Origin of the sequence: Geobacillus sp. DSP4a (genome assembly GCF_013096875.1) — a bacterium.
GTDB classification, from domain to species: Bacteria; Bacillota; Bacilli; order Bacillales; family Anoxybacillaceae; genus Geobacillus; species Geobacillus thermophilus.
The window spans coordinates 23004-35919 of the sequence record NZ_SDLD01000011.1; the positions used below are offsets into that span (position 1 = coordinate 23004).

At 50.6% G+C, this 12916-nt stretch carries 15 protein-coding genes and 1 riboswitch; of the genes, 12 read left to right on the top strand and 3 right to left on the bottom strand.

The window, feature by feature from the left end:
• Nucleotides 1-13: 13 nt before the first annotated feature.
• On the top strand, nt 14-1771 hold the full coding sequence (locus ETC02_RS05775; protein WP_050368249.1) for a phospho-sugar mutase: 1758 nt from the start codon (nt 14-16) through the stop codon (nt 1769-1771).
• Between the two features lie 41 nt (nt 1772-1812).
• Here the strand turns inward: ETC02_RS05775 and ETC02_RS05780 are convergent, their stop codons facing one another.
• Entirely contained in the window at nt 1813-2070 is a 258-nt protein-coding gene (locus ETC02_RS05780) for a YhdB family protein (RefSeq protein WP_050368250.1), read from the bottom strand.
• Nucleotides 2071-2250: 180 nt separating this feature from the next.
• Here ETC02_RS05780 and ETC02_RS05785 point away from each other — a divergent pair, with 180 nt between their 5' ends.
• Complete coding sequence (locus ETC02_RS05785; RefSeq protein ID WP_050368251.1) at nt 2251-2499, top strand: hypothetical protein; 249 nt, start codon at nt 2251-2253, stop codon at nt 2497-2499.
• 29 nt (nt 2500-2528) lie between these two features.
• On the opposite strand, the gene ETC02_RS05790 is transcribed toward ETC02_RS05785, so the two are convergent.
• Nucleotides 2529-3134, bottom strand: a complete 606-nt coding sequence (locus ETC02_RS05790; protein ID WP_050368765.1) for a DedA family protein — start codon at nt 3132-3134, stop codon at nt 2529-2531.
• 159 nt (nt 3135-3293) lie between these two features.
• On the opposite strand from ETC02_RS05790, the gene ETC02_RS05795 reads away from it, so the two are divergent.
• The 8 genes from ETC02_RS05795 to ETC02_RS05825 all read left to right on the top strand — a co-directional run bounded on the left by ETC02_RS05795 (nt 3294) and on the right by ETC02_RS05825 (nt 9791).
• Nucleotides 3294-4715 (top strand): SpoVR family protein, encoded by a 1422-nt coding sequence (locus tag ETC02_RS05795; protein ID WP_050368252.1) that lies wholly within the window; start codon nt 3294-3296, stop codon nt 4713-4715.
• Nucleotides 4716-5000: 285 nt separating this feature from the next.
• A complete protein-coding gene (locus tag ETC02_RS05800) occupies nt 5001-6347 on the top strand; it encodes a cytochrome ubiquinol oxidase subunit I (RefSeq protein WP_171698123.1) in 1347 nt (448 codons plus the stop codon).
• On the top strand, nt 6344-7372 hold the full coding sequence (locus ETC02_RS05805; protein WP_050368254.1) for a cytochrome d ubiquinol oxidase subunit II: 1029 nt from the start codon (nt 6344-6346) through the stop codon (nt 7370-7372). The genes ETC02_RS05800 and ETC02_RS05805 overlap by 4 nt, the downstream gene beginning before the upstream one ends.
• The gene (gene cydS / locus ETC02_RS18355; protein WP_371810108.1) at nt 7372-7473 is read left to right on the top strand and encodes a cytochrome bd oxidase small subunit CydS family protein; all 102 of its coding nucleotides are present in this window, start codon (nt 7372-7374) and stop codon (nt 7471-7473) included. Before ETC02_RS05805 ends, cydS begins: the two co-directional genes overlap by 1 nt.
• Before the next feature lie 83 nt (nt 7474-7556).
• Nucleotides 7557-7847, top strand: a complete 291-nt coding sequence (locus ETC02_RS05810) for a hypothetical protein (protein ID WP_050368255.1) — start codon at nt 7557-7559, stop codon at nt 7845-7847.
• Nucleotides 7848-7954: 107 nt separating this feature from the next.
• A riboswitch (guanidine-I (ykkC/yxkD leader) is annotated at nt 7955-8057 on the top strand.
• Nucleotides 8058-8113: 56 nt separating this feature from the next.
• Nucleotides 8114-8434: a DMT family transporter gene (locus tag ETC02_RS05815; protein ID WP_050368256.1), complete on the top strand. Its 321-nt coding sequence runs from the start codon at nt 8114-8116 to the stop codon at nt 8432-8434.
• A gap of 377 nt (nt 8435-8811) precedes the next feature.
• Complete coding sequence (locus tag ETC02_RS05820) at nt 8812-9084, top strand: YkvA family protein (RefSeq protein ID WP_050368257.1); 273 nt, start codon at nt 8812-8814, stop codon at nt 9082-9084.
• 14 nt (nt 9085-9098) lie between these two features.
• Nucleotides 9099-9791 carry a TerC family protein gene (locus ETC02_RS05825; RefSeq protein ID WP_050368258.1) on the top strand — a complete coding sequence of 231 codons (693 nt, stop codon included), beginning with the start codon at nt 9099-9101 and terminating at the stop codon, nt 9789-9791.
• A 39-nt stretch (nt 9792-9830) separates the two neighbouring features.
• Here ETC02_RS05825 and ETC02_RS05830 read toward each other — a convergent pair whose 3' ends face one another.
• Nucleotides 9831-10280 carry a hypothetical protein gene (locus ETC02_RS05830; protein WP_014194961.1) on the bottom strand — a complete coding sequence of 150 codons (450 nt, stop codon included), beginning with the start codon at nt 10278-10280 and terminating at the stop codon, nt 9831-9833.
• Nucleotides 10281-10586: 306 nt separating this feature from the next.
• Between ETC02_RS05830 and ETC02_RS05835 the strand changes: the two genes are divergently transcribed.
• Both ETC02_RS05835 and ETC02_RS05840 read left to right on the top strand, forming a co-directional pair.
• Nucleotides 10587-12662 (top strand): carbon starvation CstA family protein, encoded by a 2076-nt coding sequence (locus tag ETC02_RS05835; RefSeq protein ID WP_050368259.1) that lies wholly within the window; start codon nt 10587-10589, stop codon nt 12660-12662.
• Nucleotides 12655-12858 (top strand): YbdD/YjiX family protein, encoded by a 204-nt coding sequence (locus ETC02_RS05840; protein ID WP_015374005.1) that lies wholly within the window; start codon nt 12655-12657, stop codon nt 12856-12858. Before ETC02_RS05835 ends, ETC02_RS05840 begins: the two co-directional genes overlap by 8 nt.
• Nucleotides 12859-12916: the final 58 nt, after the last annotated feature.

The window sequence follows — 12916 nt, forward strand, 5'->3', positions numbered from 1 at the left end:
AGGGGGGCAACCGATGGACTGGAGACAAAAATACGAACAATGGCTTCATGCTCCGCAGCTCGATCCGGAGTTGAAGCAGCTGCTGAACCAACACAGCGATGATGAACGGTGGCTCGAAGATTGCTTTTACAAAAATCTCGAGTTTGGCACCGGTGGGATGCGCGGCGAGATTGGACCGGGAACGAACCGGATGAACATTTACACGGTTCGAAAAGCGTCGGAAGGATTGGCGCGATACATACAATCGTTTGGCGATGAGGCGAAGCAACGCGGGGTCGTCATTGCCTATGACTCCCGGCATAAGTCGCCGGAATTTGCGATGGAGGCGGCGAAAACGTTGGCTACGAACGGCATTCAAACATACGTGTTTGATGAATTGCGTCCAACGCCGGAACTGTCGTTTGCTGTTCGCTATTTGCGGGCGTTTGCCGGCATTGTCATCACCGCTAGCCATAATCCGCCCGAATATAACGGCTATAAAGTATATGGAGAGGACGGGGGCCAGCTGCCGCCTGCTGTCGCCGACCAAGTGATCCGCTATGTCAATGAAGTCGAAAATGAGCTCGCCATTCATGTGGAAGATGAGAAAACGTTAAGAGAAAAAGGCCTTATTCGCATCATCGGAAGCGAAGTCGATGATGCTTATATCCATGCGGTCAAAACGATTTCCATCCATCCAGAGCTCGCTCGGGAAACGGCGATCAATATCGTGTTTACGCCGCTTCACGGCACGTCAAACAAACCGGTGCGCCGCGCGCTCGCTGAGCTCGGCTACCAAAACGTCTTTGTCGTCAAAGAGCAGGAGTTGCCGGATCCGAATTTCTCGACGGTCGCCTCGCCCAATCCGGAAGAACACGCGGCCTTCGCCATGGCGATGGAGTTGGGCAAGCAAGTAAACGCCGATCTGTTGATCGCCACCGACCCGGATGCCGACCGGCTGGGCGTGGCGGTTAAAAATGACAAGGGAAACTATGTCGTGCTGACCGGCAATCAAACCGGCGGCTTGTTGCTCCACTATTTGCTGTCGCAACGAAAAGCTCAAGGCACTCTGCCGGAAAATGGTGTTGTCTTAAAAACGATCGTGACGTCTGAATTTGGTCGGGCGATCGCCCAATCGTTTGGTCTTGAGACGGTCGATACGTTGACCGGTTTCAAATTCATCGGCGAAAAAATGAAGGAATACGAACAAACAGGGCAATATGCGTTCCAGTTCGGATATGAGGAAAGCTATGGGTATCTGATCGGCGGTTTTGTCCGCGACAAAGATGCCGTGCAGGCGGCTGTCCTCGCGGCGGAAGTGTGCGCGTTTTATAAAAAGCAAGGGCTATCGTTGTATGAGGCGCTCTTGCAATTGTTTGACCAGTACGGCTATTATCGCGAGGGGCAACGATCGCTCACGCTGAAAGGCAAAGAAGGAGCAGAGGCGATTGCCGCGATTTTAGCGTCGTTCCGCCAACAGCCGCCGGTGGAGGCCGCGGGGAAAAAGGTGACGGTGATTGAGGATTACAAAACGAAAGAGCGGACGAACACGTTGACCGGCGAAAAAACGGCCATTGATTTGCCGACATCCAATGTGCTCAAGTATATCTTGGAGGATGGCTCGTGGTTTTGTCTGCGTCCATCAGGGACGGAGCCGAAAATGAAGGCGTACTTCGGCGTGAAGGGGATTTCGCTGCAAGACAGCGAGGAAAAATTGGCGCGTCTTTCCGACGCGGTCATGCAACGGGTGCACGATGTGCTGCGAGCCGTTTCGCCTTCGTACATTCAATGAGAGAACAGCGGGGAGTGGGTTGAACCCATTCCCCGTTGTTTTTACGAATAGAAATACGCGTACTGCTCGACTCCCGTTTTTTGTTCGCTTACCTCAAGCGCATGGTCGATGTAGCGAAGCAAAGCCGTGAGCCGCTCTTGAATGACGGAGTAGTCATGTTCGAAATTATAGGCGTGGAGAAACTTCTCAATTTTTTTTGACAATATGTCATCAGGCGTGCGCACCATCAAAATCAGCAAATTGTCCCATTCGGAGCGATGCGTATAGTAAAGCGCCTTATCATAGTCGACGGTGTTCAAGCGGCATGCCTCCTTTGTCAAGAAGGAGTCATTGTTAGTGTATGACGGGAAGGCGTTTTGTTGCCCTGTAAATGTTGCGACAGAAGGCAAAATATAAATTATAACCGAAATGAAAACGAAAAAGGAAAAATAAATGTTGCAATTTTGTGACAAGGATAGTATCCTCAAAGTAAGGGGATGATGAGAATGAACAAACGGCACGAAGGGCACGAAATTACAAACATGTGCAAATGGATGGCCTCGGTCGGGCTGGTCGTCGGAACAGCGCTCTTTTTGCTCAGTTTTATCGCAAGCGCTTACAACAAAGACTATTTCTTGACGATCATCAGTCTCGGCATTATCGGGGCCTCGATGTTTATGTTCGGATTCGGTTTGTTTATGGGGCTGTTGACAGAAACGTACCATCGCGGCCCGCGCGAGAACGTATAGCGTGCATCGAGAAATGGAAAACACCGGGATTACCCCGGTGTTTTCCGCTTTTGTTGCATGTACCAATAAAGGATGGCGAAACCAAGAGCGACCAAAAAGACTGGAAATAAGAATGGACGGTAGGCATGGATGTACTGCTTGACGGCCATCCAGCGGCTTTCAAAATAGGCGCCGATCGTCAAAAAGACAGCGACCCACACCATCGCCCCGCTGTAGGCAAACAAGGCAAACTTTCTCCAACGGTAGGCGTTCATGCCGGCCCAAAAGGCGGCGAGATGCCGAACGCCGGGGATGAAATAACAAATGAACAATACCGCTGGGCCGAGCTTCGAAAAAAGCGCTTTCGTTTGCTCGAGCCGTTTTTCTGTAAGATGGAGCTTGGGACCGAATTTATGCAAAAACGGCAGCCCGAGCGTAATCCCTAGCATATAGCTGAGCGAGATGCCAATGATGGCTCCAAGCCAGCAGGAAAGAAAAGCGAGCGGATACGAAAACGCCCCCGTTGAAACGCGGTAACCGGCATATGTCAACAGCAGCTCGTCGGGGATCGGCAGCCCAACAATGCCGAGCATCAGCGCAACCATAATGCCGATGTAGCCGAAGTGTTCGATAAGATAATGCAAATAGTGCTGCAAATGACCACCACGCTTTGCCGCGATTTCTTGTATATGACCATTATAAGCCAACGGTCCACAAATGAAAATGGGGCGCTGCGCGTTCATGCCAAACGATGGAACGTATCAAAACGCCGTTTCCCTCATACATTGTGATAAGAGGAAAAAGGGGGGAGATGGATGCGGCAGGACGAGCTGAAAGAGCTGGAACGAGCGATTGCGGAGATTACAGAAATCGCAGAAGGATTTGGGTTGGACTTTTACCCGATGCGCTATGAGATTTGCCCGGCTGACATTATTTATACATTTGGCGCTTATGGGATGCCGACGCGATTTTCCCACTGGAGCTTTGGGAAACAGTTTTACAAAATGAAGCTTCACTATGATTTAGGGTTAAGCAAAATTTACGAGCTCATCATCAATTCGGACCCTTGCTACGCGTTTTTGCTCGATACGAATACGCTCATCCAAAATAAGCTGATCGTCGCCCATGTGTTGGCCCACAGCGACTTTTTCAAAAACAACGTCCGCTTCAGCAACACGAAGCGGGAGATGGTGGAAAGCATGGCGGCGACAGCAGAGCGGATCAAACATTATGAGCACCAATACGGAAAATGGGAAGTGGAAAAATTTTTGGATGCCGTCTTGGCCATTCAGGAGCATATCGATCCGTCGCTGTTGCGGCCAAAGTTGTCATGGACGTGGGAGGATACAGAGGTGTATGAGGAAGAAGCCCCGCCTAAGACATCCACGCCATATGACGATTTATGGACGCTCGATGAGCGAAACAAACCGAAAGAGCCGCCGCGGAAAAAGCGCCGCAAGTTTCCGCCGCAGCCGGAAAAAGACGTTTTGCTGTTTATCGAAGAATACAGCCGTGAACTCGAGGACTGGCAGCGCGACATTTTGACGATGATGCGCGAGGAAATGCTCTATTTTTGGCCGCAGCTGGAGACGAAAATCATGAACGAAGGCTGGGCGACGTATTGGCATCAGCGCATTTTGCGCGAGATGGATTTGACGAGCGATGAGGCGATTGAATTTGCGAAACTGAACGCCAACGTCGTGCAACCGTCGCGCACTGGCATCAATCCGTATTATTTAGGACTGAAAATTTTTGAAGACATTGAAGAGCGGTGGAACAACCCGACTGAGGAGATGAAAAAATACGGCGTCAAGCCGGGGGCGGGGAGGGCGAAAATTTTTGAAGTGCGCGAACTCGAATCCGACATTTCGTTTTTGCGCAACTATTTAACGAAAGAGCTCGTTATGCGCGAAGATATGTATTTGTTCCAAAAACAGGGGAAAGAATATAAAATCGTCGACAAAAACTGGGATCATATCCGCGACCAACTCGTCAGCATGCGGGTGAACGGCGGATTCCCGTATATCACGGTCAATGACGGCGATTATATGCGCAACGGAGAGTTGTATTTGAAGCATTGGTATGAAGGAATCGAACTCGATCTGAAGTATTTAGAAAAAGTGCTCCCATACATTTATCAGTTGTGGGGCCGTCCGGTCCATATGGAGACGGTCGTCGAGGAAAAGCCGATGTTGTTTACGTATGACGGGAAAACGGTGCATCGGAAATATTTATAACATGAGGGCAGGGATCTCCTGCTTTTTTTGTTTGTCACGATGAATATGTGAAAAATGACACAAATTATTCGAAATCATGCCGGATAGCGTCCCCGATTTTATGAAATAATATGAAGTGGATAATTTGTGATGGTTGTCACAAATTCTTCACCACTGTTTGTTCGCTCGGGGGGATGGATATGTGGAAGCGGCATGAAAAAACGCTTGTGTTCGTTAGCTTTGCTGTTGCGGCTGTTGTCTTGCTTTCCTTGATTGGTCGCTTGTTTTCATAAGGGGGGATGAATCGTGAACGGTTACGATCCGGTGCTGCTTAGCCGTATTTTGACGGGATTGACGCTGACGGTCCACATCATTTATGCCACGATCGGCGTCGGGATTCCACTGATGATCGCCATTGCCCAGTGGGTTGGGATTCGCAAAAATGATATGCATTACATCTTACTCGCTCGCCGCTGGACGCGCGGTTTTGTCATCACCGTAGCGGTCGGCGTGGTGACAGGAACAGCGATCGGCTTGCAGCTGTCGCTTTTATGGCCGAACTTTATGCAGCTGGCTGGCCAAGTGATCAGCTTGCCGCTGTTCATGGAGACGTTCGCCTTCTTTTTTGAAGCCATTTTCCTCGGCATTTATTTGTATACATGGGATCGGTTCGAAAATCAGAAAAAACATTTGCTTTTGCTTATCCCGGTGGCAATTGGGTCTTCAGCATCAGCCATGTTTATTACGATGGTGAACGCGTTTATGAATACGCCGCAAGGGTTTGAATTTAAAAACGGCGAGCTTGTCAACATCGATCCAATCGCGGCTATGTTCAACCCAGCGATGCCGACGAAAGTCGCCCATGTGCTAGCGACTTCGTATATGACGTCAGCATTCGTGCTTGCTTCGATCGCCGCTTGGCATTTATGGAAAGGCAATCGTCACATTTATCATCGCAAGGCACTTCATTTAATGATGAAAACAGCTTTTATTTTTTCGGTAGCCAGTGCATTGATTGGCGACTTATCGGGCAAATTTTTAGCCGAATACCAGCCAGAAAAGCTGGCGGCCGCTGAATGGCATTTTGAAACGAGCTCCCACGCGCCCCTCGTGTTGTTTGGCATGCTGACAGAGGATGGCGAGGTGAAGTATGCCATTAAAATCCCATATGCGTTAAGCATTTTGGCGCACAACCACCCGGGGGCGGTTGTGACCGGGCTGAACGAATTTCCGGAAGATGAACGCCCACCACTGTACATTCATTACTTATTCGATGTGATGGTCACGATCGGGGTGTTTTTAATGGTTGTCGCAGCCGCGTATTGGCTCGGATCGATTTTCCGCTGGAAGTGGACGGCGAAAAAGTGGTTTTTTGGACTGTTGGTGGCGGGAGGGCCGCTGGCGATGGCTGCGATTGAGGCGGGATGGTACTTAGCGGAAGTCGGGCGGCAGCCGTGGATTTTGCGTGGCTATATGAAAACGGCGGAAGGAGCGACATCGTCGGCGCATGTGGATACGATGCTTGTGTTGTTTTGCCTTTTGTATATGGTGTTAGTAATTGCGAGCGCAATAGTGCTCATCCGTATGTTCCGCCGCAACCCGGTTGAACGGGAGCTGGCAGAGCGGGCCAATAATGGGGAGGTGGCGCCATGACGCTCGAAGTCATTGGCATTTCGGTGTTATGGCTGTTTTTGTTCGGGTACATTATCGTTGCCTCGATTGATTTCGGGGCTGGGTTTTTCAGCGCCTATAGCCATTGGGCAAACAAACAGCATATTTTGCACCGCATCATTCAGCGCTATCTGTCGCCGGTATGGGAAGTGACAAACGTCTTTCTCGTCTTTTTCTTTGTCGGGATCGTCGGATTCTTTCCGAAGACGGCGTATTATTATGGCTCAGTGCTGCTTGTTCCGGCCAGCATTTCGATTGTTTTGCTCGCCATTCGCGGCTCGTACTATGCGTTTCACACCTACGGGGGAACGGAGCGGAACTGGTATTTGCTCGTTTACGGGCTGACAGGCTTGTTGATTCCCGCCTCGCTGTCGATCGTCTTGACGATTTCGGAAGGCGGATTTGTCGAGAGGCGCGGAGAGGCCGTTGCGCTGGATTACGGGAAACTGTTTGCAAGCCCTTTGTCATGGAGCATCGTGTTGTTAAGCGTCACAAGCGTCTTGTACATTTCCGCCGTGTTTTTGACGTATTATGCGAATGAGGCCGGGGATGAGCGGGCGCGGGAGCTGTTGCGCCGCTACGCTCTTCTTTGGAGCGGGCCGACGATGTTGTCAGCGCTGCTCATTATTTACCAGCTCCGCTACCATAATCCCGAGCATTACGCCAACCTATGGAATGTGGCGTGGATGCTGGTCATTTCCTTTTTGTTTTTTGTCATTACCGTTTGGCTGCTTTGGCGGCAGCGGCGGTTCGGCTGGGCGTTTATTGCGCTGTTGTTTCAATACGCGTTCGCGTTTTATGCGTACGGCATTTCGCATTACCCGTATTTGCTTTACCCGCATTTAACGATTTATGACGGGTTCACCAATGAAACGATGGCGATGGCGTTAATTGTTGCGTTTATCGCCGGGTTCTTGCTTCTCATCCCGTCTTTGTATTTGTTGATGCGCCTCTTTTTGTTTAACAAGGCGTATGTCAAAGGAAAATGGGAAGGAGGAAAAGGATGATGCAAACGTTTTTGATTATGTATGCGCCGCTGCTGATTGTTGCACTTTCCGTCGTTGCCGCCTTTTGGGCCGGATTGAAAGATGCGCGGGTCAATGACTGAACGAGGTGGAGACAAGGATGCATAGTTTGCGGCGAATCGCCCACACTAGCGGATGACAACGAATAGAGAAAGGATGGGCGATCATGAAAGAAATATTGGAGCGTGTGAAAGAGCAGCTGGAACAATCGTTTGACGAACCGCGCTCGACGAGTCTTGATGGGGCGATTCATGAGCTTGAACAATTGAAGGCGAGTTCCGGAGAGAAGAGGCAAATGATTGAAGACGTCATTCGCGCTGTCACCCATGCGCGCAATGCACGGGTCGAACTTGCCGCCGCCGGTGACGAATCGGCGACAAACGCTTTCGCTGAGGCCTATCGGGCGCTCGATCAAGCGATTGAATCGTACAGCGATGTTGATAACGATCCGGTATAAGGCAGGTGGGGATGCCCCATCTGCTTTCTTCTATGACGGTAATGCGGCAGGTCAAATCAGTAGCCGATCGGCAACAAACATGGTACAATAACAGCGGATAAAGGAAGAAAAAGGTTTTCTAGGGTTCCGCAGCTGCCTGGCGGCTGGACTGCGACCGAGAGAAAACGCGCGTCATTCTCGCGTACACGGAGGGATAAAAGCCCGGGAGGAGTATCATTTTTGATATTTCTCACGGCTTTTTTATTTTTCGAAAGGAGGAATGAAACATGGCGTGGGTATACTTAGTTGTCGCCGGGATATTCGAAATCGTCTGGGCCATTTCCCTGAAATATACGGCTGGGTTCACCCGTCTGTGGCCGTCTGTCGTCACTGTTGCGGGGATGGCGGCCAGTTTTTACTTTTTATCGATGGCAACGAAAACATTGCCAATCGGCACCGCCTATGCGGTTTGGACGGGAATCGGGGCGCTCGGGGCGGTCATCATCGGCATGCTGTTTTTAAATGAGCCGATAAACGCGCCGCGGATTGTCTTTTTATTGTTCATTCTTGTCGGGATCATCGGTTTAAAGTTCACAGCCGGGCAATGAAAAGGCGGAGGGAATTGTTGCGCTGTTTGGAAAGGGAGTGGAGGCGGTTTTTTGCAACAGATGAAAAAATGGTATTGACAGGATGCACAAACATTGAATATCATGAAATTGCAAAGTGAATATGCATTTGTTAAAGGGGAGTAGCTTTAACAGCAAAGTCGTCAGTTCAGGGCGTGCGCCCTCGGCTTTGTTGGCAACGGCAACGTTGTTAGCGAGACCTTTACCTGCGGCGGTAAAGGTCTTTGTTTGTGAAAAGACCTTTACCAAGAATGGTAAAGGTCTTTTTTCATTGCTCGAAACGAAAGGGGGAAGATAATCGTAAAAGAAAATGGACGAGGCTTTGGAAGAAAATCGTCAGAAGGATGGAGGGGAATGGTATGCGCAAGTGGTGGAGGCGACTTCGCCTGGTCGTTCACGTCCGACGTTTTCTTCCGTTTTTGGTTGAATTTTTTGCTTCGCGCGAGGTGCCGATGCGAAAAAAAGCGTTCTCTGTCGGGCTGTTTCTGCTATATATGGTGCTGCCGCTTGACCTCATTCCAGATTGGCTCGCGTTGTTTGGTTTGATCGATGATTTCGCCGTTCTTATGTTTATTTTGCAACAAGTCATCAAGATGGCGCCGATTTCGCTAAAGGAAAAATATAACTTGTGAAGGGGGATTGTTCCATGGATGTATTGTCAGCGGAGTTTTGGACGGCGTTGCTGTCGATCGTTATTATCGATCTTTTGCTGGCAGGGGATAACGCCATTGTGATTGGATTGGCGGCCCGCAACTTGCCCAAATACCAGCAAAAAAAGGCCGTTGTCTGGGGGACGGTAGGCGCTGTCGTCATCCGGGCGTTGGCGACGATCTTCGTCGTCTGGCTGCTGAAAATCCCAGGGCTTTTGCTTGTCGGCGGCGTGCTGCTTGTCTGGATCGCCTATAAGCTGCTTGTTGAGGGGAAGGGCCACGACGATGTTGAAGCCGGGGGAAATTTATGGGAGGCAATTCGCACGATCATTATTGCCGATGCGTTGATGGGGCTTGACAACGTATTGGCGGTCGCCGGCGCCGCGCACGGAAACTTTCTCCTCGTCATTCTTGGGTTGCTCATTTCCGTTCCGATCATGGTGTGGGGCAGCACGTTTATTTTAAAATGGATCGAGCGCTTCCCAATCATTATTACGATCGGCGCCGGTGTCCTCGCTTGGACGGCGGCGAAAATGATCGTCGATGAGCCGTTTTTAAAGGCGTATTTTGCCAATCCTGCCGTGAAGTATGGATTTGAGTTGCTTGTTGTTGCCGCTGTCATTGTGGCGGGAACGATGAAAAAACGAAAAAGCGCCAAAGAGCCGCAACCGAAAGCCGCCAATGAATAATTGGCGGCTTTTGTGGCTGGGCAATCACCAAGCGGATGGCTATTTCCATTTCAGCAGCAGAAATTGCAGCAGCCATCCAATGGAGAGCCCAGGGATGACAGATAAGATCGGCAGCCAAATCGGTCCAAAAAACACGCCGCCGATCGTCACGTGCGACGAGTACATCAAGCCGACCGTCACAAAGTAGGCGGAGACGACAAACGGCAAAAACGAGTACGGCGTTTGCCCGCCGCCAGCGTCTTTAAACGCATCCCACATGGCAAAAAAGTATAAACATGGATAAAACATCAGCCATCCGATATCGACAATGCGGGCGGCCTCATCCGTACGTCCCAAAAAGCTGAGGCGGATGGCTTCATTGAAATGGGATTGGGTGTTAATCACAAATTCCAACGCAATAAACAAAATTCCTTTTATATACTTTTTGTTCAACAGTTGCCCGAATCCAGGCAAAGCAATGCTCCATAACAATGCTTCGATTGCTTTCACCTTCTCGCATCCTTTACTGAGATAATAATATTAGTTGATCGTTGCTTTGTCCGTTGCACCGTCAGATGGAGCTGGAGACAATCGATGGGTGCTTCATGGTCAGTTGCTGGTTAAGCCGATGGGTGCAATTACATTTTTTGCGCCAAAGACTTGTTTTATACTTTTTTGCAATAGGAAGGCAGGAAAACTTTCCTATAGAACCAAACGATATGTTAGCTGAAGATAAAAAATACTTTAAATTTTTTAGAATAATGAATATAATAGTTACGTAAAGGATTTTGACAAATAAATAAAGGGGGAAGCCGTGTGAAGGGACTAAAATCGATCTTGTTATGGGGGCTCATTTCCGTCCTCGGGGCTGCCGCGTTTGCCATTTTGGCTTTAAGCCGCGGTGAGTCGGTCAACGCCATGTGGCTGATCGTCGCCGCCGTCTGTACGTATGCGGTCGCCTATCGTTTTTACAGCCGGTTTATCGCCCGCAAAGTGTTTGGTCTTGATGATAACCGGAAAACGCCAGCGGAAGTGTTCAATGACGGGAAGGACTATGTTCCGACGAACAAATGGGTGCTATTTGGCCATCACTTTGCCGCTATTGCGGGTGCGGGACCGCTTGTCGGACCGATTTTGGCCGCGCAGATGGGCTATCTGCCTGGGACGCTTTGGATTGTGATCGGCGTTGTGCTCGGCGGAGCGGTGCAAGACTTTGTCATTTTGTTTGCGTCGATGCGCCGCAACGGGAAGTCGCTCGGCGAAATGATTAAGGAAGAAATGGGTCCGGTGACGGGCTTGATCGCAGCGCTTGGCATTTTGGGCATTATGATTATTTTATTGGCCGTATTGGCGCTCGTTGTCGTGAAAGCGCTTGTCGGAAGCCCGTGGGGGATGTTTACGATCGCCGCGACGATTCCGATTGCGATTTTGATGGGCATTTACATGCGCTTCATCCGTCCAGGTCGTGTTGCCGAGGCGTCGCTTGGGGGATTTGTGCTGTTGATTTTGTCGATTGTGTCCGGTCAGTACGTCGCAGAGCATCCGACGCTTTCGGCGATGTTTACGCTCAAAGGGGAAACGATCGCGATCTTAATGATCATTTACGGATTTGTCGCTTCGGCGCTGCCGGTATGGCTGCTGCTTGCGCCGCGTGACTATTTGAGCACATTCTTGAAAATCGGCACCATCGTCGGATTGGCGCTTGGCATTTTCGTTGTGATGCCGGATTTGCAAATGCCGGCAGTGACGAAATTTATCGACGGTACAGGACCGGTCTTCGCCGGCAATTTGTTCCCGTTCTTGTTCATCACGATTGCCTGCGGCGCAGTGTCCGGGTTCCACGCGCTCGTTTCATCCGGCACGACGCCGAAGATGATTGAGCTTGAAAGCCATGCGCGGCCGATCGGCTACGGTGCGATGTTGATGGAGTCGTTCGTGGCGGTTATGGCGATGGTGGCGGCTTGCGTCCTGACGCCAGGGGCGTATTTTGCCATCAACAGCCCGGCGGCAATGATCGGCACGGATGTCGTTCAGGCGGCCAAAGTCGTGTCGTCGTGGGGATTTACGATCACCCCTGACATGCTGACGGAGCTGGCGAAGGACGTCGGCGAGCAAACGGTGTTGTCGCGCACGGGCGGGGCGCCGACGTTGGCGATCGGGATGGCGCACATTTTATCGAGCGCCATCGGCGGCAAGGCGCTCATGGCGTTCTGGTATCACTTTGCCATCCTGTTCGAAGCGCTGTTCATCTTGACGACGATTGACGCTGGCACGCGCGTCGGCCGCTTTATGATCCAAGATATTATGGGGACGTTCTACAAGCCGCTTGGCAAAACGGATTCGCTTGCCTCGAACTTGATCGCCACGACCCTTTGTGTGTTGGCGTGGGGTTACTTCCTGTACCAAGGCGTCGTCGATCCGCTTGGGGGCATCAACACCCTATGGCCGCTGTTTGGTATCGCCAACCAAATGTTGGCAGGCATCGCCTTGTTGTTTGCGACGACCATTCTATTTAAAATGGGCAAAAAGGCTTATGTTTGGGTGACGCTCGTGCCGACGACATGGCTTTTGGTCGTCACGCTGACGGCGGGGTATCAAAAGCTGTTCCATGAAAACGTTAAAATTGGTTTCTTGTCGCATGCGAAAATGTTCCAAGACAGCTTGAGCCAAGGCAAAATTTTGGCGCCGGCCACGAATGAGGCGCAAATGCGGCAAATTATTATGAACGACTACATTGATGCGACATTGTGTGCGATTTTCATGCTCGTTGTGATTGCGATGTTGATCTCGGCGTTGAACATCTGGATCAAAGTGCTGCAAAACAAACATGTGCCGCTCAAAGAAGCGCCGTACGTGCCGCGCGATGGAGAAGGAGCGAAGCATTATGCCTAAATGGCTGCAAACTGTGTTGGCCTATCGCCGGCAGTTTCTTGACTTGCTTGTCGGCGTGCCGAGTTATGAAAAATATGTCGAGCATATGAAAACCCATCATCCGGGTGAGCCGATCAAGTCGAGGAAAGAGTTTTTCTGCGAGGCGCAAGAGGCGCGCTACAATGCTAAGGGCGGCAAAGTGTCGCGTTGCTGCTAGCGGCTGGAAAGGAAGGAGGGGGGTCCCCTTCTTCCTTTTTTCAACGTCTGCATCGAAA

Bases quoted from the DNA above. Each gene is read 5' to 3' on its own strand.
- ETC02_RS05825 (WP_050368258.1), top strand. From the start codon at position 9,099: ATGGATGTATTGTCAGCGGAGTTTTGGACGGCGTTGCTGTCGATCGTT.
- ETC02_RS05805 (WP_050368254.1), top strand. From the start codon at position 6,344: ATGACGCTCGAAGTCATTGGCATTTCGGTGTTATGGCTGTTTTTGTTC.
- ETC02_RS05795 (WP_050368252.1), top strand. From the start codon at position 3,294: ATGCGGCAGGACGAGCTGAAAGAGCTGGAACGAGCGATTGCGGAGATT.
- cydS (WP_371810108.1), top strand. From the start codon at position 7,372: ATGCAAACGTTTTTGATTATGTATGCGCCGCTGCTGATTGTTGCACTT.
- ETC02_RS05815 (WP_050368256.1), top strand. From the start codon at position 8,114: ATGGCGTGGGTATACTTAGTTGTCGCCGGGATATTCGAAATCGTCTGG.
- ETC02_RS05820 (WP_050368257.1), top strand. From the start codon at position 8,812: ATGCGCAAGTGGTGGAGGCGACTTCGCCTGGTCGTTCACGTCCGACGT.
- ETC02_RS05810 (WP_050368255.1), top strand. From the start codon at position 7,557: ATGAAAGAAATATTGGAGCGTGTGAAAGAGCAGCTGGAACAATCGTTT.
- ETC02_RS05775 (WP_050368249.1), top strand. From the start codon at position 14: ATGGACTGGAGACAAAAATACGAACAATGGCTTCATGCTCCGCAGCTC.
- ETC02_RS05840 (WP_015374005.1), top strand. From the start codon at position 12,655: ATGCCTAAATGGCTGCAAACTGTGTTGGCCTATCGCCGGCAGTTTCTT.
- ETC02_RS05785 (WP_050368251.1), top strand. From the start codon at position 2,251: ATGAGAATGAACAAACGGCACGAAGGGCACGAAATTACAAACATGTGC.